The 19,982-nt window shown below is 53.5% G+C and carries 20 protein-coding genes; 17 read left to right on the top strand and 3 right to left on the bottom strand.

The features are described from left to right. From hemZ to PXC00_RS09260, 3 genes are all read left to right on the top strand, one after another. Nucleotides 1-1,503 (top strand): coproporphyrinogen dehydrogenase HemZ, encoded by a 1,503-nt coding sequence (hemZ, locus tag PXC00_RS09270; protein ID WP_275845228.1) that lies wholly within the window; start codon nucleotides 1-3, stop codon nucleotides 1,501-1,503. Beyond that, nucleotides 1,460-2,419: a uridine kinase family protein gene (locus PXC00_RS09265; protein ID WP_275845227.1), complete on the top strand. Its 960-nt coding sequence runs from the start codon at nucleotides 1,460-1,462 to the stop codon at nucleotides 2,417-2,419. The genes hemZ and PXC00_RS09265 overlap by 44 nt, the downstream gene beginning before the upstream one ends. 119 nt (nucleotides 2,420-2,538) lie before the next feature. Next, nucleotides 2,539-2,991, top strand: coding sequence for a zinc ribbon domain-containing protein (locus tag PXC00_RS09260; RefSeq protein ID WP_275845226.1), 453 nt, complete (start codon nucleotides 2,539-2,541; stop codon nucleotides 2,989-2,991). Nucleotides 2,992-3,128: 137 nt separating this feature from the next. Here PXC00_RS09260 and mscL read toward each other — a convergent pair whose 3' ends face one another. Beyond that, complete coding sequence (gene mscL, locus PXC00_RS09255) at nucleotides 3,129-3,557, bottom strand: large-conductance mechanosensitive channel protein MscL (RefSeq protein ID WP_275845225.1); 429 nt, start codon at nucleotides 3,555-3,557, stop codon at nucleotides 3,129-3,131. A gap of 391 nt (nucleotides 3,558-3,948) precedes the next feature. Here mscL and PXC00_RS09250 point away from each other — a divergent pair, with 391 nt between their 5' ends. The 7 genes from PXC00_RS09250 to PXC00_RS09220 all read left to right on the top strand — a co-directional run bounded on the left by PXC00_RS09250 (nucleotide 3,949) and on the right by PXC00_RS09220 (nucleotide 11,268). Continuing rightward, nucleotides 3,949-5,580 (top strand): ABC transporter substrate-binding protein, encoded by a 1,632-nt coding sequence (locus PXC00_RS09250; protein ID WP_316934928.1) that lies wholly within the window; start codon nucleotides 3,949-3,951, stop codon nucleotides 5,578-5,580. Between the two features lie 65 nt (nucleotides 5,581-5,645). Then, nucleotides 5,646-6,632, top strand: coding sequence for an ABC transporter ATP-binding protein (locus PXC00_RS09245; RefSeq protein ID WP_275845223.1), 987 nt, complete (start codon nucleotides 5,646-5,648; stop codon nucleotides 6,630-6,632). Then, nucleotides 6,625-7,647, top strand: a complete 1,023-nt coding sequence (locus PXC00_RS09240) for an ABC transporter ATP-binding protein (protein ID WP_275845222.1) — start codon at nucleotides 6,625-6,627, stop codon at nucleotides 7,645-7,647. The genes PXC00_RS09245 and PXC00_RS09240 overlap by 8 nt, the downstream gene beginning before the upstream one ends. After that, nucleotides 7,640-8,587 carry an ABC transporter permease gene (locus PXC00_RS09235; RefSeq protein ID WP_275845221.1) on the top strand — a complete coding sequence of 316 codons (948 nt, stop codon included), beginning with the start codon at nucleotides 7,640-7,642 and terminating at the stop codon, nucleotides 8,585-8,587. Before PXC00_RS09240 ends, PXC00_RS09235 begins: the two co-directional genes overlap by 8 nt. A gap of 13 nt (nucleotides 8,588-8,600) precedes the next feature. Then, nucleotides 8,601-9,536, top strand: coding sequence for an ABC transporter permease (locus PXC00_RS09230; protein WP_275845220.1), 936 nt, complete (start codon nucleotides 8,601-8,603; stop codon nucleotides 9,534-9,536). Nucleotides 9,537-9,629: 93 nt separating this feature from the next. Further along, complete coding sequence (locus PXC00_RS09225; protein ID WP_275845219.1) at nucleotides 9,630-10,160, top strand: RNA polymerase sigma factor; 531 nt, start codon at nucleotides 9,630-9,632, stop codon at nucleotides 10,158-10,160. After that, entirely contained in the window at nucleotides 10,120-11,268 is a 1,149-nt protein-coding gene (locus PXC00_RS09220; RefSeq protein ID WP_275845218.1) for a hypothetical protein, read from the top strand. The genes PXC00_RS09225 and PXC00_RS09220 overlap by 41 nt, the downstream gene beginning before the upstream one ends. A gap of 68 nt (nucleotides 11,269-11,336) precedes the next feature. On the opposite strand, the gene pdxT is transcribed toward PXC00_RS09220, so the two are convergent. Continuing rightward, nucleotides 11,337-11,927, bottom strand: coding sequence for a pyridoxal 5'-phosphate synthase glutaminase subunit PdxT (gene pdxT, locus PXC00_RS09215; protein WP_275845217.1), 591 nt, complete (start codon nucleotides 11,925-11,927; stop codon nucleotides 11,337-11,339). Between the two features lie 8 nt (nucleotides 11,928-11,935). Beyond that, entirely contained in the window at nucleotides 11,936-12,808 is an 873-nt protein-coding gene (gene pdxS, locus PXC00_RS09210; RefSeq protein ID WP_275845216.1) for a pyridoxal 5'-phosphate synthase lyase subunit PdxS, read from the bottom strand. Nucleotides 12,809-13,025: 217 nt separating this feature from the next. Here pdxS and PXC00_RS09205 point away from each other — a divergent pair, with 217 nt between their 5' ends. The 7 genes from PXC00_RS09205 (at nucleotide 13,026) to PXC00_RS09175 (ending at nucleotide 19,759) form a co-directional block, all read left to right on the top strand. Then, a complete protein-coding gene (locus tag PXC00_RS09205; RefSeq protein WP_275845215.1) occupies nucleotides 13,026-13,460 on the top strand; it encodes a LytTR family DNA-binding domain-containing protein in 435 nt (144 codons plus the stop codon). 14 nt (nucleotides 13,461-13,474) lie between these two features. Next, nucleotides 13,475-13,906, top strand: coding sequence for a hypothetical protein (locus PXC00_RS09200; RefSeq protein ID WP_275845214.1), 432 nt, complete (start codon nucleotides 13,475-13,477; stop codon nucleotides 13,904-13,906). An 85-nt stretch (nucleotides 13,907-13,991) separates the two neighbouring features. Beyond that, nucleotides 13,992-14,840: an ABC transporter ATP-binding protein gene (locus tag PXC00_RS09195; RefSeq protein WP_275845213.1), complete on the top strand. Its 849-nt coding sequence runs from the start codon at nucleotides 13,992-13,994 to the stop codon at nucleotides 14,838-14,840. Next, a complete protein-coding gene (locus tag PXC00_RS09190) occupies nucleotides 14,834-15,703 on the top strand; it encodes an ABC transporter permease (RefSeq protein WP_275845212.1) in 870 nt (289 codons plus the stop codon). Before PXC00_RS09195 ends, PXC00_RS09190 begins: the two co-directional genes overlap by 7 nt. Before the next feature lie 85 nt (nucleotides 15,704-15,788). Further along, nucleotides 15,789-16,181, top strand: a complete 393-nt coding sequence (locus PXC00_RS09185) for an HsmA family protein (RefSeq protein ID WP_275845211.1) — start codon at nucleotides 15,789-15,791, stop codon at nucleotides 16,179-16,181. An 83-nt stretch (nucleotides 16,182-16,264) separates the two neighbouring features. Next, nucleotides 16,265-16,873: a sugar O-acetyltransferase gene (locus PXC00_RS09180; protein WP_275845210.1), complete on the top strand. Its 609-nt coding sequence runs from the start codon at nucleotides 16,265-16,267 to the stop codon at nucleotides 16,871-16,873. Nucleotides 16,874-16,999: 126 nt separating this feature from the next. Further along, the gene (locus tag PXC00_RS09175; RefSeq protein ID WP_275845209.1) at nucleotides 17,000-19,759 is read left to right on the top strand and encodes an ATP-binding protein; all 2,760 of its coding nucleotides are present in this window, start codon (nucleotides 17,000-17,002) and stop codon (nucleotides 19,757-19,759) included. The last annotated feature ends 223 nt before the right edge of the window (nucleotides 19,760-19,982 follow it).

Below are 19,982 nucleotides of genomic sequence, written 5' to 3'. Positions count from 1 at the left end.
ATGGATTTGATTCTTACCGATCGGTCGTTTCATTATGAGTTGGAAAAGCTTTGCCGCCTGTTTTATCCGGAAGAACCCATTAAGGTGTCAGAGGACGGCAGTCTGCCGCAGCAGCCGGACGCGCTGCTCGTTTTTGCCGGGGTAGAAGAGCAAAATGCACAGACGCTGCTGACGGCATGGGTGCGCAGCGGCGGACAGAAACACCGCGCACAGGCAGTGTACGTGCCGGAAAAGTACGGCGACACCGGCCCGGAACGCCAACTGGCGGAGTTGCTGTATGGTCTTCTGGTACAGCAGACCGGCTTCACACCGCGCTGGGGAATTTTGACCGGCGTGCGTCCGGTCAAGCTTCTGCGCAGCCTGGCAGAGCAGTATGGCGCGGAAAAAGCAAGGCAGGTGTTTTCGCAGGCGTACCATGTCAGCGCGGCGAAAACCCGCCTGGCACAGCTGACCATGGAAAATGAACGGCAACTGCTGCAGCGGGAGCGTCCCGAGGGGTTTAGCCTGTACATCGGGATTCCGTTCTGCCCAAGCCGCTGCGCGTACTGCTCATTTGTTTCTATGACAGTGGAAAAAACCATAGGGATGATTCCCGAATATGTTGCGTGCCTCTGCCGGGAAATCGAAGCGGCAGGAAAAACGGCGCGCGACTGCGGGCTTACCCTGCAGTCGGTATATATGGGCGGCGGCACACCCACCACGCTAACGCCGGAGCAGATGGACCGCGTGCTGGGTACCGTGCAGACATCCTTTGACCTTTCCGCGTGTCTGGAGTTTACCGTGGAGGCGGGCAGACCCGATACGGTGACGCGGGAAAAAATGGATGGTCTGCGCCGGCGCGGCGTGACGCGCGTCAGTATCAATCCGCAGACCATGCAGGAGCGGGTGCTCGAAGCCATCGGCCGCAGGCACACGGTGCAGCAGGTTCTGGATGCGTTCCAAATTGCGCGGGACGCCGGCTTTGCAGATATGAACATGGACTTGATTGCGGGGCTGCCGCTGGACACGCCGGAAACCTTTGCGGACACGGTGAACCGCGTGTGTGCGCTGGAGCCGGAAAGCATTACCGTGCATACACTGGCGCTAAAGCGTTCCTCTGCGATTTTTCAGGAGGGACGCCAGCGTGCAAGCGGCGCCACCGCCGCGCAGATGCTGGACTATGCCGGGCCAAAGCTGCTGAACAGCGGCTATCAGCCGTATTACCTGTACCGGCAGACGCGGATTTTGGGCGGCCTCGAAAATGTAGGGTTTGCCAAACCAGGGTACGAAAGTTTTTACAATGCCGCCATTATGGACGAAAGTCAGACAATTTTGGCCTGCGGCGCCGGTGCGGGCAGCAAGGTCTGCGACCCCTCCGGCAGCGGCAAGCTGGAGCGCGTGTATAACTTCAAGTATCCCTATGAGTACATTTCCCGGCACGGGGAAGTTTTGGCACGGAAAGAAAAGGTGAAGCAGATTTATGAGCAGTACACAGCACACGGAGTTTGTCCGCTTTCCAAATGACCTGCAGGAAATGAACCGCATGGCGCAGGTGCAGCCTGCCAAGATGGTTTCCCGTGCAGACCAGCGGTTTCATAACAGCATTCATGAAATTGCCAAGAAAGCACTACGGCAGAACTGCCGCGTGATTCTGCTGGCAGGGCCGAGCAGCAGCGGAAAAACCACCACGGCGCATTTCCTTTCAGCAGCTCTGAATCAGCTGGGGCACGAAACCAAAATGATTTCTCTGGATGATTTTTATAGGGCACAAGAGGAAACACCGCTGCGCGAAGACGGCAGCCATGACTTTGAATGTCTGGAGGCGCTGCGGGTAGATTGCATTCAGCGCTGCTTAAAAGATCTGACCGAGTCAAACAGCTGCGAGGTGCCGCAGTTTGACTTTGTGCAGCATCGGCCGGCTGCCGAATCCCGCAGGCTGGCTCTGAGTCCGAACGGCATTGCCATCATCGAGGGTATCCATGCGCTGAATCCAGCACTGACGGCGCAGCTGCGGCGCGGTGGCGTGGTTCGTATTTACATCAGCGTTAAGCAGGATATCAGTAACGGTTCGGAGCAGCTGCTCAGCGCGCATGAGGTGCGCATGATCCGGCGGCTGGTGCGGGATTATAACTTCCGCAGCACCAGCCCGGAGCAAACCCTGCAGATGTGGGATTCTGTCATGGAAGGCGAGCGCCGGTACATTCTGCCGTTTAAGCATCGGGCAGACTTCACGGTGAATTCGCTGCACGCTTATGAGCTGGGCGTGCTGCGCAATCCGGCGCTGCTGCTTCTGCGCGGCGTGACCGAGCAGAGCGGCTGGGTGGCGGAGGAAGTGAACCGGCTGCTGTTTGCGCTGCTGCTGGTGCATCCGGTGGACCCTGCCCTTCTGCCGCCCACCTCGCTTATTCGTGAATTTATCGGCGGCGGACTTTACAGCTGAGTTATGATTGAAGTATTAACATTTAGTTAAGATTCCTATTTTTACTTGCGCGTTTATGCGCAAACATGGTATAATCCAAACAAACCAGAGTATACTTACAGACAAGGAGCGTGGCGGATATGGGACTGTTTGAAGATGTTGTCATCAACGCAAAGAATGCTGCCTCGGCAGTAGGAGAAAAAGCAAGCCAGATTATGGACATTTCCAAACTGCGCATCAATGCGGCAGACCTGGACAATGAAATCAGCAAACGGTTTGAGGCTCTTGGCCGTATTGCCTATGATTCCAAAAAGACAGGCGCCTCTTCCGAGGAACTGATTGGCGAGTGTGTCGACGCGATTGACGAACTTTACGAGCAGCTGGATGCTGTAAATGAGCAGCTTGCAGCCAAGCGCAGCCGCATCCCCTGCAAAAAATGTGGGCAGGAAAACCCCGTCGGCGCTATTTACTGCAGTAAATGCGGTCAGAAACTGCAACAGGATGAAGTACAGGAAACTGAGGAATCTTCGGCGGAGCAGCCTGCGGCGCCGGAAGAGGATGCACAGAATCGGGACGAAACACCCAAAGAATAAAGCAATGCACCAGCAACGGCTCTGCTTTGCAGGCAGAGCCGAAACAAAAGCCGAAACAGCGGCTCCATCGGGAACGCTGTTTCGGCTTTTGTTATGGGGCGGCGCTTTTTGCCGGAAACACCGCACAGAGGGGCGGCTTACTGCTCGGTGTGCTGCTCTTTGAGCAGGTCGCGGATTTCCGTCAGCAGCACCTCTGACTTTGTGGTTTCCTCCTCTGCAGCGGCGGCCTCTGCCTCTTCTTTGCGGCTAAACTTGTCCTTTGCCCGATTGATTGCCTTGACACACAGGAACAGTGCAAAGGCAATTACCAGAAAGTTGAGGATGGCCTGCAAAAAACTGCCGTAGCTGAGCACGATGGGCGAGGAGCCCAAGAATCCCGGGATGGTGAACTTTAGGTTTGCGATGTTGATGCGCCCCAGAATGATGCTGAGCAGCGGTGTGATGATGTCCTTTACCAAGGAACTGATGATGGTGCTGAACGCACCGCCAAGGACAACGCCAATAGCAAGATCCATAACATTGCCTTTCATGGCAAATTCGCGGAATTCTGCAATCATTTTTTTCATGAAAAGATCCCTCCAGTGTCTTTTCTTTTCATGATAATACAAAACCACCGGTATAGGCAACCATCGGTGTGAATTTTTTTGAAAAATTTTTTTCTAACGCGTGGGATAGGAAGCGAAAAATGCTGTTTGGGTTGCAAAAATCGGCAGCCGCCGCTTTTTGCAGGTTTTTGTTTTAAAAGTGCCGAAAAAGTGGTAAACTGTAAAAAAGCGGTGCGAAAAAGCCGTGGAAAACACGGATTTTGCGGTTCAGGTTGACAAATCCGCGCGAAACACATATACTAAACTTCAAACCTGATTAAACATATCAGAAATAGACAGTATTTGTGGAAAATCTGATGTCCTGCGGAAAAATGACACCAGATATAGTGGATACGGCAATGGGGGTATTTGAATGAGAAATGTGAAAAAATGGGGAAAACAACTGCTCTGTACGCTTATGGCAGCGGCAGTTGCGGCGGCTTCTGCCGGCTGCGGTACTGGCGGTGCTGCTTCGGGACAGAAAACGGCGGTGGGCGGCGATTCACAGATTGTCAATATTGGCGTAACCGATTCGCTCAGTTCCTTAAATCCGTTGACGATTGATGCAACGGAAATCAATAAATACGCCACTTCCATGATGTTTCTGCCGCTGGTGGAGCTGAACAGCAAAATGGAGTTTGAGGGTGCGCTTGCGGACTCCATCACAACCAAAGACAACAAAACCTTTACTGTTGCGCTCAATAAAAATGCGGTTTGGTCAGATGGCAAGCCGGTCACTGCGGATGACGTGGCGTTTACGGTGCTGCGGCTGTGCAGTCCGGTGATTGCCAACACCACCATGTCAATGAGCGCGCTTGTGGGCACCGGCGAGGACGGCTTTGTAAAAAAAGGTGCCACCTCGGTTTCCGGTGTGAAGGTGCTCAATGACAAAACGCTGACGTTTACCATGAAGCAATCCATGGCACTGACAACCTTTGAAAACAGCTATGCGCGCTACATGATGCCGGTACCCAAGCACGTTTTGCAGAATGTTTCGGAGGAACAGCTTGCCAAGTATGCGTGGTTCAACAGCCCCACGGTGGTGGACGGCCCGTACATTGCAACCGCTGTCGATACCAATCATTATATTTCTTATAAAGCAAATGAGAAGTATTGGAAAGGCGCCCCGAAAATCAGCAAGATGAATATTAAAATTCTGGCGGCAAGTCAGATTTACGCGGGGCTGAAATCCGGCGAAATCGACTTTGTGCAGCAGACCATGGCCGCCATTCCGCAGGAGGACTACACCAACATTGAAGCGCTGGACAATGTCACCGCCAAGTACGGTAAGCCGGTGACGACGCAGTCACTGTTTTTGAACACCAAAACCATTCCGGACGTGCGCGTGCGCCAAGCAATTCAGTATGCGATTGACCGGAACCTGCTGCTGAAAAATCTGCTTAATGGCAAGGGAGAGGTTGTGGACGGCTTCCTGACCTCTGCCAGCCCATTTTATAACAAATCTTTGACACCTACGACGTATGACCCGGAAAAGGCGAAGACCCTGCTGCGGCAGGCGAACTGGGGCAGCGGCAAGACCCTTTCCTTTTATGTGAATTCCGGCGATACAACGTTTGTCAATGGCAGCAGCGTGATTAAGGAGGAACTGCGCCAAGTGGGCATTAATGTGGAAATTCATACCGTGGATCTTTCCACCCTGATGTCTACGGCAGGTTCACAGAAGTTTGACCTGCTTGCGGTGCAGTACACCTATGCGCCGGTAGACCCGTACCCGGATGTGCGCTGGCTGCTCGGCGGTGCGGGCAGCTGGACCAACTTCAGCTCTCCGGTTGTGGACAAAGCGCTGGCACAGACCCAGCAGACCAGCGACAAAGCGGAAATTGCCAAGCAGTACCTAACCATTGATCAGACCGTGCAGAAACAGGTGCCCATGATTAACACCTATGTAATCAGCGCGCTGGGGGCGGTCAGCAAGCGGTTAGAAAATGCGGAGCCGACGGTTTACGGTTCTTTTATCAATATTCAAAACTGGGAAATTCAGTAAGGCAGATACAGGGGGCAAGCGGCTGCTTTGCGGGCCGCTTGCCCTTTTGCGGAAAGGACAAGCAAGTGGCAGATTTGTTGGAAGTAGAAGATCTGGAGGTCACCTTTGCCGGTGAGGCGCAGGCAGTGCGGCTGGATCGCGTCAGCTTTTCGGTCAGGCAGAAGGAAATCCTCTGCATTGTCGGTGAGTCTGGCTGCGGCAAAAGTATTACTTCGCTTGCGGTGATGGGCCTGCTGCCGGTCAACGGCGGTGTGACCAACGGCCGGGTGCTGTTTGAGGGACGCGACCTGCTGCAGCTGTCGGAAAAAGAATTGGATACTGTACGCGGCAGCGAGATGACCATGATTTTTCAGGATGCGCTCACCTCTTTAAATCCGGTATTTACCATTGGCAGCCAGCTCACGGAAAGTATTCGTGCCCATACACAGATTGACCGGAAGCACGCGCAGGCGCAGGCGGTTTCTCTGCTGGAGAAAGTGGGCTTGCAGGATGCGCCGGCGCTGATGAAAAAATACCCCTTTGCGCTTTCCGGTGGGATGCGGCAGCGCGTGATGATTGCCATGGCGCTGGCGTGCAGTCCGAAGCTGCTGATTGCAGACGAGCCGACCACCGCGCTGGATGTGACCATTCAGGCGCAGATTATGCAGCTGCTCAAGCGGCTGCAGCGCGAAACCAATATGTCGGTTGTCCTAATTACACACGACATCGGTTTGGTGGCACAGATGGCGGATCGGGTGTTGGTGATGTATGCCGGACAGATTGTGGAGCAGGCACCGGTGCCGGAACTGTTTCACCACCCGGCACACCCGTACACGCAGGCGCTGCTGCAGACGGTTCCCGGCATTCATGACGAACCGGGGCGCAGGCTGGCATCCATTCCTGGCAGTGTGCCGGAAGCGTACCAGAACATCACCGGCTGCCGGTTTGCGGGGCGCTGTCCCTATGCACAGGAAGCCTGCGCCGCGCCGCAGCCGATGTATCGTGTGACGGCAGAACACGCCGCCCGCTGTTTGCGCTGTGCACCGGAGAAAGGCGGTGAGGCAGATGGGTGAAAAAAGTCCGCTTTTAAAGGTGGTCAACCTGAAAAAAACATACCCGATTCGCGGCGGTATTGTGACGCATACCGTTGGGCAGGTGCGTGCGGTGAATGGTATCAGCTTCTCTATTGACCGCGGCACCACACTGGGGCTTGTCGGGGAGTCTGGCTGCGGAAAGTCCACTGTTGGCAGGCAGATTGTTGCATTGGAAAAGCCGACGGCGGGAGAAATCTGGTTTGACAGCAGGGAAATTTCCCGCTTTACGGAGAAGCAAATGCGCCCGCTGCGCACAGACCTGCAGATGGTTTTTCAGGACTCGTACTCCTCGTTAAACCCGCGCAAGCGTGTGGTGGATATTTTGGCGCAGCCCATGCGGTACCACAAACTGATTGCACGCGGGGAAACCGAGAAAGAGGTGAATCGCCTGCTGGAAATGGTCGGTCTGCCGAAAAGCAGTAAGGAGCGTTTTCCGTATGAATTTTCCGGCGGTCAGCGGCAGCGTATCTGCATTGCGAAAGCGCTTTCTCTGCGGCCAAAGCTGCTGGTCTGTGACGAACCGGTCAGCGCATTGGATGTTTCTGTGCAGGCGCAGATTTTAAATCTACTGCGTGACTTGCAGAAAGAACTGGGCTTGACCTGCCTGTTTATCGGGCATGGGCTGGGCGCGGTGCATTATGTCAGTGACCGCATTGCGGTGATGTATCTCGGCCGCCTGATGGAGGTTGCAGATGCGGATGCGCTTTTTCACCATCCGGCGCACCCCTACACGCAGGCGCTTTGCGCGGCGGTGCCGAACCCTGACCCGGATGACCGTGCCCCGGCAGTGCTGCTGCAGGGCGAAGCAGCAACAGATACCGCGAACGCCCGCCGTGACACCGGCTGTCCCTTTGCGGGTCGCTGTTCGTATGCGAAGGAGGCCTGCCGGCAGGTGAAAGCCGACCTGCAGCCGGTGACTGCAGGCAGCACCCACCTGACTGCCTGCCCGTTCGTGCGGGCGGAAAGCACAGAGGAGGTGCAGGCAAATGGGTAAATACTTTGTAAAGCGGCTTCTCATTGCGGTGCCGGTGCTTTTGGGCATTACAATCATCGATTATGCGCTGATGAGCCTTGCGGGCAGTCCGCTGGATATGGTGCAGGGCGCGCGTGTTTCGCAGCAGGCGCTGGCGGAAAAAAGTGCGTCGCTGGGGCTTGACCAGCCGGTTGTGGTGCAGTACTTAACATGGCTCGGCCAGATTTTGACCGGCAATATGGGAACCTCTATCAAAAGCCATGAGGCGGTCACCGCTATGATTGCCTCGCACTTGGGGCCGACGCTGCTGCTGATGGGGGTATCGCTGCTGCTGAGCATTCTGTTGGCGGTTCCTGCCGGCATTTACAGCGCAACGCACCAGTACCGCAAGGGGGATTACACCATTGTGGGCTTGTCCTTCCTTGGCACCAGTATTCCCAGCTTCTTTCTGGCGTTGGTACTGATCTATTTCTTTTCTGTGAAATTCAGTATCTTGCCTTCCAGCGGCATGACCACCCTTGGTGCAGGGGGCGGCGTGGCGGATGTACTGCAGCACATGATTCTGCCGGTGATTGTGCTGGTGGTCAGCATGACCGGCACAAACCTGCGCTACATTCGCAGCGCGGTGCTGGAGATTCTGCAGCAGGACTACCTGCGCACGGCACGCGCCAAGGGAATCGGGCACTTTAAAGTCATCAATAAGCACGCGTTGCGCAATGCATTGGTGCCGGTGATCACGGTGTTCGGTATGCAGATTCCGGCGCTGTTTGGCGGCGCGATTATTGTGGAGCAGGTCTTTTCCTGGCCCGGACTGGGGCTTATGACCATGAACGCTATTTTGTCGCGCGATTATCCGGTGATTATGGGCGTCAGTTTGGTATCTGCCTTGGTGGTTCTGCTCGGCAATTTGCTGACGGATCTTTTGTACGCGGCAGCGGATCCGTCCATTCAGTATCGGTAAGGAGGAGAGCAGCGTGAAAAAACGAACAGAGCCGCAGTCCCGTGCGGGTGAAAGTTACGGACGCTTGGTGTGGCGGCGTTTTTGCCGCCACCGAGCAGCTTTGGTGAGTCTGGCGGTGGTGGCGGTCCTCGCGGTGGCTGCTATTCTGGCGCCGCTCATTGCGCCCTACGGACCGGATGAGTTGGCGGGGCCGTTTAACGCTGCGCCCAGCGCGCAGTTTGTGCTGGGAACCGACCAGATTGGCAGGGATGTTTTCACCCGCCTGCTGTATGCCACGCGGGTTTCGCTGTTGGTAGGTGCCATGGCGACGGTGATTTCAACCGCAGTGGGCGTACTGCTGGGCTTGGTTTCTGGTTACTTCGGCGGTGCGGCGGATATGCTGATCATGCGTTTTACGGATATGGTGATGTCGTTTCCGTACATTCTGCTGGTGCTGGTGGCGGCAGCAATCTTTCAGCCGGGACTGTGGAATATCATTTGGATTCTCGGCTTTGTGGATTGGCCGGGGGTGGCGCGCCTGGTGCGCGGCAGCACACTTTCCCTTCGCGAAACAAATTTTGTAAAAAGCAGTATCGTGGCAGGAATGCCGCGGCGGCACATCCTTTTTTCAGAAATTCTGCCGAACACAGTTGCACCGATTCTGGTGTATTCCACGTCTGTACTGGCGCTTTCCATGTTGGATGAAGCCGCGCTCAGCTTTCTGGGCATGGGCGTGCAGCCACCGGATGCGAGCCTTGGCAATATGCTCAACGGCGCGCAGTCCCTGACGATTCTCACCTCGAAACCGTGGCTTTGGGTACCGCCGGGGGTAATGATTATTGTGTTGGTAACGGCGATTAACTTCATCGGCGATGCTTTGCGTGACGCGGTGGACCCGACTGCGGCGGGCGGCGGTCATTTTACGTTAAAAAAGAAGCGCCTTTCCGCTAAGAAACGGAAAGCGGCATAAAGTACGGCGGCATACGGATTTTTTCTGTATGCCGCCGTTTTGCAACATTTTGCCAACCTGCGGCGTTTGTAGGGCAGAAGGGAGGAGAAAAGCATGGAAGAAAAAACAGGACGACCGGAAACCTTTTTGCAAAACGCAATGGAGCAGTATGGAAGCACCGTGTACCGCACGGCGGTCAGTATGACAGCCAACCGCGCAGACGCGGAGGATGTGTACCAGGATGTTTTTTTGCGTCTGCTGCGCAGTACGCGGGATTTTCAAAATGATACATATCTAAAGGCGTGGCTGCTGCGTGTAACAGTGAATCGCTGTCACGACTACACGCGTTTTTTTGCCCGTCACCGAACGCTGCCGCTTGCAGACCTGCTTGTGGAGGATGCGGCGGTGCAGCCGGAAGAAACGGAAATTTGGGAGCTGCTGCAAAGTTTGCCCCCAAAGCAGAGAACGGTACTTTACCAATTCTACTTTGAAGGGTACACGACAGAAGAAATTGCGCAGATTTTTAGGTGCAGACCAGCTACTGTGCGCAGTTGGCTGCACCGTGCCCGGAAAAAACTAAAGCTGGAGATGGGAGGTCTTTCAGATGGATCTGGAATCATACAAATTGCTTTACCAAAGGATTGAAGTGCCGCCGCAGCTTTCTGAAAAAGTACTGCAGCATGCCGGCAGGCAGCCTGCATCCACACCGGTTTTTCGGTGGAAAAGGGTAGGTGTGCGGATTACAGCGGTTTGCTGCGCGCTTGTGCTTGCTGTGGGTGCGGTAGTTATTGGTATGCGCCGGTCAGCGGTTGCCCCCACTCCGGTGGCTTCCCAAAATGCTGTGGTGCCAGCCAAACAGCAAAACTTTTTTGACCTTGCGGTTTACGCAGCGAAAGGGGGAAACAGCCGGGGCAAAACGGTTTCTCTAAATATGACAATGGATTGGGGCCTCAATGGCGGTTCGTATTGGGCAACCGGACCTGACGGCGTATGGGTAGAAAGTCAGCGTGTTGAAGCTTTGACTTACCACCCCAATATCCTGTGTACCGGAACCAACCTAAAGTCTGTGCAGTACAGCTGGGATACTTCCAAGCTCAGTAAATGGGAACTGGTGAAATTTAATAAAGAATTTTTGAGCGCTGTGGACAAAAACGGGAAGAAAATTGCGGACCCGCAGAAATATGGGCAGTATGATTGCCGCTATTCCATGGACAATACCACTTTAACTTCCAAATTCACAGTGGATTATACGAAGAAGGACATTTCGTCACAGATTTTGCCCTTTTATATCCGTATTGAAACACCGATGACTGCTGCACAAGCGAAAGCATATGACCAATCAGTAACAGAGCAGCAGAAAAAGGAAGCCAAAAGCGGAAGCACGGAAATAACTGCAAATCCACAGGATATCGCTTGGCGTTTGAAAAATGCGAAAACATTGGAAAAAGCACGACTGGTGCTTAAAGCAACCTTTACGGATGGCACAACACAGCAAAAGAGGTACCGCATTTCTCCGATTGAAGAAAAGGCGTACAATGCCAACTGGGATGCGTTTTACAAGTTCGCTTCCGCACTCTATGCAAAACAACAAAAGCTGGTTGCTTCCTGGCCGGTGGAAACGGATGCAGACGGCAAACAGCAGCCAAAAGATGAGGAAAAACTTAACGCAACACTCAAGGAACAAATCAACCAGCCAATTTACGACTTTGAGGCCAAGCATCCGCTTTTTACGCTGATGCAGGTAGATAACTAAACACAACTTTGCAAATACAACCACACAAAACAGACCGCCGTGGGAAATCCACAGCGGTCTGTTTGCTGTTAAGCGGTGCGCCCGGTTTTTGCGGCGGTGCGTACCATATCCAGAAAGTATGCGTGTACGCGTGTATCTGCGGTCAGTTCGGGGTGGAACGCCGTGACCAGTAGGTTTGCCTGCCGCGCCGCCACTACTTTGCCATCTACTGTGGCAAGCGGCTGTGCGGCGCCAAACGTGCGGGAAATGTACGGCGCGCGGATAAACACCATCGGAATTTCGCCAACATCTGCAAACGCGGCCTGCGCGGTGAAGCTGCCGAGCTGCCTGCCGTAGGCGTTCCGTTTGGCTGCAATGTCCATTTTAGCAAGGTAGGTGGTTTCCTGGTTTTCAATTTGCTTTGCCAGCAGCAGCAGACCGGCGCAGGTGCCGAAAACCGGTATGCCGCGGTCAATCTGTTCTTCCAACGGCTGCTGCAGCCCCAATTCGCCCAGCAGTTTGCCGATGACGGTGCTTTCTCCGCCGGGCAGAAGAAAACCGTCAAAGGAGTCGTCCAAGTCTGCGCGCTGCCGGATTTCCCGAACTTCTGCGCCCAACCGGCGCAAAACCACTTCATGCTCCGCAAAAGCGCCCTGCAGTGCAAAAACACCGATTTTCATGGCGCACCTCACTTTCCGCGCTCTGCCATGAGCAGTGCAATTTCCTGTTCATTGATACCGACCATCGCGTCGCCGAGGTCGGTAGAAAGCTGTGCGAGCATCTCTGCGTCTTGATAATTGGTGACCGACTTGACAATGGCAGCGGCGCGTTTGGCGGGATTGCCGGACTTAAAAATACCGGAGCCGACGAAAACGCCCTCTGCGCCGAGCTGCATCATCAGCGCGGCATCCGCCGGGGTTGCAATGCCGCCTGCGGCAAAGTTCACCACCGGCAGGCGGCCGTTGTCGTGGACAGACAGCAGCAGGGCGTAAGGAACCTCCAACTGTTTGGCGGCTTCAAACAGTTCGTCCGTGCGCAAGTTTTGAATGCGGCGGATTTCGCTGTTCATTTTGCGCATATGGCGCACAGCCTGCACCACGTCACCGGTGCCCGGCTCGCCTTTCGTGCGAATCATAGACGCGCCCTCCGCAATGCGGCGCAGGGCTTCGCCCAAATCTTTCGCGCCGCAGACAAACGGCACGTCAAACTTTGTTTTGTCAATGTGGTACACATCATCCGCCGGAGAAAGGACTTCGCTTTCATCAATGTAGTCGATTTCGATTGCCTGCAGAATCTGTGCCTCCACAAAGTGACCGATGCGCACCTTTGCCATGACCGGAATGGAGACCGCCTGCTGGATGCTGTGAATCATTTTCGGGTCGCTCATGCGGGAAACACCGCCTGCCGCGCGGATGTCTGCCGGAATCCGTTCCAGTGCCATGACTGCGCAGGCGCCTGCCTGTTCCGCAATTTTTGCTTGCTCCGGGGTGGTCACATCCATGATGACGCCGCCCTTGAGCATCTGTGCAAGATTTTTGTTCAGCTCATATCGTTCAGACATTTCAGTACCTCCGTTGCTGTAAACTGGTTTTATTATACTGCTATCTGTACCCTTTACAATATACAATTTATAAAATTTTTAAATACACAGTAAATGAACAGATTTCAGACAGACCGTGCGGCAGCCGGTATCTTACCTGCACTTTTTTGCATCTTACCCATTGTCGGTTGTATTCCGCGACAGCTTCTGCTAGGATAAAATGGGGGAGGCGAAACGCATGAAACTGGTGGTGGAGCAATCCTCTGACTGCCCGGAAACGGAAATTCACATCCGCTGCGGGTTCATTGATGAGCGCCTGCAGCATTTGATTGCGCAAATCCGGCTGCATTCCTTTTCTGTCATGGCGGAAAAGGACGGCGCTTCGGTGCCGATTGCTCCGGAACGGATTTTTTACTTCGATTCGGTGGACAACAAAACGTATTTATATGTGGAAAAAGAAGTTTATCGCTGTGCCAAAAAGCTTTATGAACTGGAGCAGGTGCTGGCAGGGACACCTTTTGTTCGTGTGAGCAAAAACTGCATTTTAAATACGGCGATGGTGGCGTCCGTTCGGGCGCAGCTGAGCGGACGCCTGGAGGCCACTTTGCAAAATGGTGAAAAAATTTTAATTTCCAAGCATTACATCAAGGAATTTCGAAATCGCTTTGCGTAACAGGAGGCAAATCTATGAAAGGTGCATGGCGGCATTTTTGGACGATTACCTGCAGCAGTTTTACCAGCGCAGTTTTGTGCTCTATCCTTTTTTCCAGCTGTGGGCTGATGGCGCCGCTCAACAATTCTCTGGTTCTGGAGCTGCTCTGTATGTGTGTCAGTACAGCGCTGGGCATGGCGGCGGCGGATAAGATTCTAGACGTAGCGAATGTGGAAACATTGCTTCCAGAGGTTTTGCTGCGCTTTGGCATATGCTATGTGCTGATTTTTTCAGAGGGAGCGCTGTTCCAGATGTTTCCGTTTGATTTCCGTCACATGGCGGAGGTTTTGCCGGTATTGGTGCCGACTTATGCGGTTACTCACTTTGCGGCTTACCGAATGAGCGTGGCGTGCGCAAGTGAAATTAACCATAAAATCGAGCAGGAAACGAAGAGTCAAAAGTCCTGAAAGCCGGTGTGGAGCTGCGAGCTATACCGGCTTTTTGCACGCGCTTTTCGGTACCTTACCGTGCAGTTTTGGCGTGTTGCCGCTTTTGCCCTTGCGGGAATCCGGCAAGCTGTTTGCCTTTCTGGGGCCGAACGGCGCCGGAAAGTCCACTACAATTGATATGCTGTGCACCTTGCTGAAACCGACTGCCGGTGCGGTTACGGTGGATGGGCATCGGCTGGGGCGGGAGGACAATGCGATACGCAACAGCATCGGGGTGGTGTTTCAGGACAGCATTCTGGATTCGCTGCTGACCGTACGGGAAAACCTGATGATTCGCGCCGGGTTTTACAAAGGTATGGACAAATCATCCAGAAAGGCGGCGGTGCGGCAAGCAGCCGTGACGGCAGACGTTATGGAATTTTTGGACCGCCCTTACGGAAAACTGTCCGGCGGGCAGCGCCGCCGTGCGGATATTGCGCGGGCGTTGGTACATACGCCAAAGGTGCTTTTTCTGGACGAACCAACCACGGGGTTAGACCCCAAAACCAAGGAAAGCGTGTGGCAGACAGTTTTTCAGTTGCAGAAGCAAACCGGCATGACAATTTTCCTGACCACGCACTACATGGAGGAGGCTGCCTGCGCGGATTACATTCTTTTGATGAATCGCGGAAAAATCGCGGCAAAAGGCACGCCTTACGAACTGAAACAGCAGTACAGCTCCGACCGCCTGCGGCTGCTGCCAAAGGATCGGGAAGGACTGCAAAACATTCTGGAAACGTATCACCTGCCGTACACGGAGGAAAAAGGTGTCTGGGAGGCCGACCTGCCCACAACGATGGCAGCAATTCCGATTTTACAGAGCGCACAGATGTATTTGGAAAGCTTTGAAGTCCTGCATGGCACCATGGAGGATGTGTTTCTGAAGATTACAGGAGGAGAAAACCCATGTTGAATTTTGCGGCGAGAAACATCAAGCTTTTTTTTCGGGAGAAAAGCGCCGTCTTTTTTTCCTTTTTAACTGTGCTGATTATCCTGGGGCTGTATGTGGTCTTTCTGAATGACATTTGGCTGCAGTCGCTGCCGGAGGGGATTCCGCAGGTAAAGGTCCTGGCAAACAGCTGGCTGATTGCGGGCATTGCGGCGGTTGCTTCTGTGACAGCCGCGATGGGTGCCTTTGACCGAATGGTAGAGGATAAGGCTCGCAAAATCAGCCGCGATTTTTTTGCCGCTCCGGTCAGCCGTGTGCGGATTGTCGGCGGCTACATCCTCAGCACCTTTGCAATCGGCACGCTTCTGTGCCTGTTTACGTTTATATTGGGCGAGGTTTATATTGCGTCAAACGGTGGCAGTATCTTGGCGGCGGTGCCGATGCTGCAGTTCCTGGGGGTTTTGCTGCTGGCAACCTTTTCTTCCTGCTGCTTTGTGTTTTTCATCGTCAGTTTTTTTGAGAGGACCAGTGCATTTGCCACGGCGACCACGATTGTCGGTACGCTTATCGGCTTTTTAATGGGCATTTATCTGCCAATCGGCGCGCTGCCGGATTCTGTACAGACGGTAATCAAGCTGTTTCCACCGTCTCACGCGGCGGTACTGATGCGGCGAATCCTCATGCGGCAGCCGATGGAGGTCGGCTTTGCAAATGTCCCATCAAGCACCGTCCGGCAATTTCAGGAGTACATGGGTGTGGTTTATGTGTATCAGGGACATACTATGCCGGCTTGGGGGCACGGCTTGGTACTGGCGATTTCCGGTGCCCTGTTCTTTCTGCTGGCGCTTTGCAATGTGCTGCGCAAAAGCAAAAAGGACAGTACCTAAGCGGTTTCCTATGCCCTTTTCCTCTTGACGAACGGGAGCCGTTCTGCCATAATAGGGAAAAATCTTCTGTATACCGGAGGCGGTTATGAACGGAATCCTGCCTGCTGCTGTTGGGGCCATTACAGCGGCGCTTGTGTTTTATACAATTGGTGTGTTTTGGGAGCGAAGGCGCGGTACTTTAACCGGTGCGCACGTGGTGCTGTTTTGGCTGGGCTTTTTGTGCGACACGACCGGCACGCTGCTCATGCGGCAGCTTGCGCAGATTGGAACCGTACAGAAGCCGGCGTGGGAGCTTGCCCTCCACGGCGTTACTGGCACAGCGGCGATTCTGCTGATGCTGTTCCATGCGTGCTGGGCGGTTTATGTGCTGGTCAAAGGTTCCGACAAGCTGCGCGCAAACTTTCATCGCTTCAGCATCGTGGTTTGGGCTGTTTGGCTGGTGCCTTATGTGCTGGGGATGCTTTTGGGAATGGTTTAAGGAGGCAGAACGATGACGATTGCGACTGCCGTGCATCAAGGACGCCGTCGGCAGAATGTCCAATGTGTGAAGGAGGTTGGCAAATGAATCAAAAAGAACGGATGCAGGCGGGTTTGCCGTACAAGGCATGGATGGACGGACTTGCTGAGGAGCGTATGGAAAACAAACGGAAAATCCATGCCTACAATCTCTGCAGTCCGGACCAAACGGGGGAACTGACACGGCGCATCAAAGAAATTTTAGGCAGAACGGGAGAAGCAATTTGTGTGGAGCAGCCGTTCCACTGTGACTACGGAAAAAACATAGAAGTCGGTGAAAACTTTTTTGCCAACTACAACTTTACGGTGCTGGATGTCGGCAAAGTCGTGATTGGCGCCAACGCACAGATTGCACCGAATGTGTCGATTTACACGGCGGGGCACCCCATTCACCCGGATTCCCGCAACTCCGGCTATGAATACGGCATCGGTGTGACCATTGGCGATAACGTCTGGATTGGCGGCAGCAGCGTTATCAATCCGGGCGTGCACATTGGCAGCAACGTGGTGATTGGTTCGGGCAGTGTGGTGACCAAAGACCTGCCGGACAACGTGATTGCGGTCGGCAGTCCCTGCCGGATTCTGCGGCAGATTACCGAGGAAGACCGGAAGTATTACTATAAAGACCGCGTTTTTGATGTAAAGGATTATTGATTTGGTTTGACAGCCTGCCGCGTTTTTGCGGTGGGCTGTTTTTGGGCTGCGGCGCAACTTGGAAAGGCAGGAATAGTGTGGTATAATAAAGCCGCAGTTTTTGCGGATGGAACAGGGGGGTCAGGGATGGTTCGAATCAGACGTGGGGCGGCGGCTTTCTTTTCTTTGCTCCTTTTGGTGTTTCTGCTTGGTATGGCAAAGGCGGGGACGGTGTTTGTGGCAGTGCCCGACAGCACACAGGGGAGCCGCGCCATTAGAGTTGGCTGTCCGGAGATGAGTGGCTTTTTTGAGGTGGACGACCAGGGAAACAGCACCGGCTATGCCTGCGAACTGATGCGTGAGATTTCAATGTATACCGGACAGACCTACACCTTTGTCAAAACTTCTTATGAAGACGGATACAAGCAGCTGCAGGCAGGGAAGATTGATTTGTTTTTACCGGTGCAGAAAACAGAGCAGGCAAAGAAGCAGTATGAGTTTTCTGCGGATGTGTTCTGCAGGGACAATGCGGTGCTGCTGGTAAAGCCGAATGCTGGCTACTATTTTAATGATTTTGCGCGCTGGAACGAGATGACAGTCGGTGCGCTGCGCAGCAGCCAGGACAACAGCAGCCTGGTTCAGTACCTGCAGAAACACGGGTGCAGTGTCAAGCTGAAAGCGGTTTACTCTGACCTCCATGCGCTGCGCAGCGCTTTGGAAAACGGAGAAATCAACGCAATGCTGGCGAGTTCGAACCAAACGCTCACAAACTGCAAAGTAATTGCGCAGCTGCCCAGTTCGGATGTTTACATAGCCGCCAAAAAGGGAAATACCGCCCTGATGAAAACTTTTAATTACGCGCTGCGACAGGTGGAACTGAATACGCCGCACTTCATGGACGACTTGGAGATGGATTATTTTTCAGTTGGAAAAAATGTGATGCCCGCTTATACCATTTCGGAAGCAAAGTATCTTGGGCTGAATCCGGAAGTCACCGTTGTGGTGAACGGTGAGTTTCAGCGGGAGCGGGAACTGCAAAGTATGCAGACGTTTATTGACCAGCTCAAGCAGAAAATGGGCATCCAAATTCGCCTGCTGCGGGTGGATTCTGTGCAGGCAGCTTACGATAAGTTGGCATCCGGGGAGGCAGACGCCATCCTGCCAATCAATCGGGATGTGAATTGGACAAAGACGCAGAATATGTGGCTGACGCAGCCGTTCCTTTCCATGGGCAGTTACCGCATTACACTGGCTGGCAGTACCGCACAGCAGACCGCCGCTGTACTGAAAGATTCCTATCAGATGTACCTTTGCAGCAATGTCAAAGGGCAGACTCTGATTCCCTGCGACACAACCGACCAGGCTATTGATTTGGTACTGCGGGGAGAGGCGGATGTGACCTACTGCAACCGTATAGAAGGGGATTACTTTTCCTCACAGCCGAAGTACAGCAGCAGGCTGTCGTTTATCATGGATGACAAGGGCCGGCAGCAGTATGCGGTCGGCATTTCTAAAAAAGAGAATGCAATTTTAATTTCGATTTTTAATAAGGCAATCGGCTGCATTCCGCCATCACAGATTAAAAGCATCTTTGCGGTTACCTATGAATCGGAGAAAATGTCTTTGTTTGATTATTTTCAACTGAATCCAGAAATTCTCGTTGGGTTCAGCATTTCCGTGACTGCGGCGGCGGTGCTGCTGGTTCTGTTTGGGGTGTCCAATGCGGCGGTGAAGCGAAAGAACAAACAGCTGGAGTCTGCCATGCGTGCCAAAAGTGATTTTCTGGCACGCATGAGCCATGACCTGCGCACGCCGATGAGTGCCATCTTAGGGTTGGCACATTTGGGCAGTGAGGAATGTACGGAGCCTCCCGTAAAAGAATATTTTAGCAAAATCAATTCTTCAAGCACCTACCTGCTCAGTTTGATTAACGATATTTTGGATATGTCGCGTATTGAAAATAAAAAAGTACAGTTGCACCCGGAGCCGGTGGAACTGGAACCTTTCTATCAATCAATTGATACCATCATGCGACCGCTGTTGGAAGAAAAGCAGATTCGGTTAGTGACGGACAAAAAGGGCGCGCAGGTGTCCTGCCTGCGGTTTGACAGGCTGCATATGCAGCAGGTGCTTTTAAACCTGCTTACAAATGCGGTGAAATTTTCAAATCACGGCGGCAGAGTGCGCTTTACACAGAACTATGTTAGAGAAGAGAATCACATGGTTCATGTCTGTGTGACTGTGCAGGACTATGGAATTGGGATGAGCGAGGCATTTATGCAGCGGATATTCCACCCATTTGAGCAGGAGCACAACCGGCGGATGCCGGAACAAACGGGCACTGGACTGGGACTGTCCATTGTCAAAAATTTGGTGGAGATGATGGACGGTACCGTGTCGGTACAAAGTGAATTGGGTGAAGGCAGCACCTTTACCGTGGATCTGCGGCTGCCAGAGGTGCCGCATACACTGCAGGGAGAAGAAACAGATACAGCCTCCTGCCAGCTTGCCTTGGCAGGACAGCACGTGCTGCTTGCGGAAGATCATCCGCTGAACGCGGAGATTACCTGCAGGCTTCTGCGCAGCCGCGGAATCCTGCCAGAACGCGCGGCAGACGGCAGGGAAGCAGTTGAACGGTTCGCCGCGTCGCCGGACCATTACTACAGCGCGGTGCTCATGGATATCCGTATGCCGATTATGAACGGTCTGGAGGCGGCGCGTGCCATTCGTGCCCTGAATCGTGCAGATGCGAAAACCGTTCCAATGCTTGCGATGTCAGCCAATGCATTCGATGAGGATGTGCGCGAGTCCATGCAGGCGGGCATGAATGCGCATCTGGCAAAGCCGATTGAGCCGCGGCAACTGTTCGAAGAACTGGAGAAATGGCTGGCGAACGGCTCAAATTAACCGAACGGGTCGGTGGCGGAGGGTTCCGCTGCCGACCCGCTTTTTTGCGTTTTCTATGGGGAAATGTAATCGGTTACATAAGAATTAGTCAAATTAGCATAGCAATTTATCAGCTGCTTTCGCAGGCTTTTCAGGGGATTCAGAAAAAAAGAATTCTTTTTTGCAAAAGGTCTTGTATTCCCTTTCAAAACCCCTTATAATACAGTGGTTTTGAAAAAAAGGT

Origin of the sequence: Caproicibacterium argilliputei, from assembly GCF_029211325.2 — a bacterium.
In the GTDB taxonomy this organism is placed as follows: Bacteria; Bacillota; Clostridia; order Oscillospirales; family Acutalibacteraceae; genus Caproicibacterium; species Caproicibacterium argilliputei.
Note: the sequence above shows the minus strand (reverse complement) of the source record. Positions and strands in the feature narration are given on the sequence as shown.

Coding starts and splice junctions, on each gene's coding strand:
- PXC00_RS09185 (WP_275845211.1), top strand. CDS start 15,789: ATGAACGGAATCCTGCCTGCTGCTGTTGGGGCCATTACAGCGGCGCTT.
- pdxS (WP_275845216.1), bottom strand. CDS start 12,808: ATGTCTGAACGATATGAGCTGAACAAAAATCTTGCACAGATGCTCAAG.
- pdxT (WP_275845217.1), bottom strand. CDS start 11,927: ATGAAAATCGGTGTTTTTGCACTGCAGGGCGCTTTTGCGGAGCATGAA.
- PXC00_RS09235 (WP_275845221.1), top strand. CDS start 7,640: ATGGGTAAATACTTTGTAAAGCGGCTTCTCATTGCGGTGCCGGTGCTT.
- PXC00_RS09190 (WP_275845212.1), top strand. CDS start 14,834: ATGTTGAATTTTGCGGCGAGAAACATCAAGCTTTTTTTTCGGGAGAAA.
- PXC00_RS09205 (WP_275845215.1), top strand. CDS start 13,026: ATGAAACTGGTGGTGGAGCAATCCTCTGACTGCCCGGAAACGGAAATT.
- PXC00_RS09220 (WP_275845218.1), top strand. CDS start 10,120: ATGGATCTGGAATCATACAAATTGCTTTACCAAAGGATTGAAGTGCCG.
- PXC00_RS09250 (WP_316934928.1), top strand. CDS start 3,949: ATGAGAAATGTGAAAAAATGGGGAAAACAACTGCTCTGTACGCTTATG.
- PXC00_RS09260 (WP_275845226.1), top strand. CDS start 2,539: ATGGGACTGTTTGAAGATGTTGTCATCAACGCAAAGAATGCTGCCTCG.
- hemZ (WP_275845228.1), top strand. CDS start 1: ATGGATTTGATTCTTACCGATCGGTCGTTTCATTATGAGTTGGAAAAG.
- PXC00_RS09265 (WP_275845227.1), top strand. CDS start 1,460: ATGAGCAGTACACAGCACACGGAGTTTGTCCGCTTTCCAAATGACCTG.
- PXC00_RS09240 (WP_275845222.1), top strand. CDS start 6,625: ATGGGTGAAAAAAGTCCGCTTTTAAAGGTGGTCAACCTGAAAAAAACA.
- PXC00_RS09200 (WP_275845214.1), top strand. CDS start 13,475: ATGAAAGGTGCATGGCGGCATTTTTGGACGATTACCTGCAGCAGTTTT.
- mscL (WP_275845225.1), bottom strand. CDS start 3,557: ATGAAAAAAATGATTGCAGAATTCCGCGAATTTGCCATGAAAGGCAAT.
- PXC00_RS09225 (WP_275845219.1), top strand. CDS start 9,630: ATGGAAGAAAAAACAGGACGACCGGAAACCTTTTTGCAAAACGCAATG.
- PXC00_RS09175 (WP_275845209.1), top strand. CDS start 17,000: ATGGTTCGAATCAGACGTGGGGCGGCGGCTTTCTTTTCTTTGCTCCTT.
- PXC00_RS09180 (WP_275845210.1), top strand. CDS start 16,265: ATGAATCAAAAAGAACGGATGCAGGCGGGTTTGCCGTACAAGGCATGG.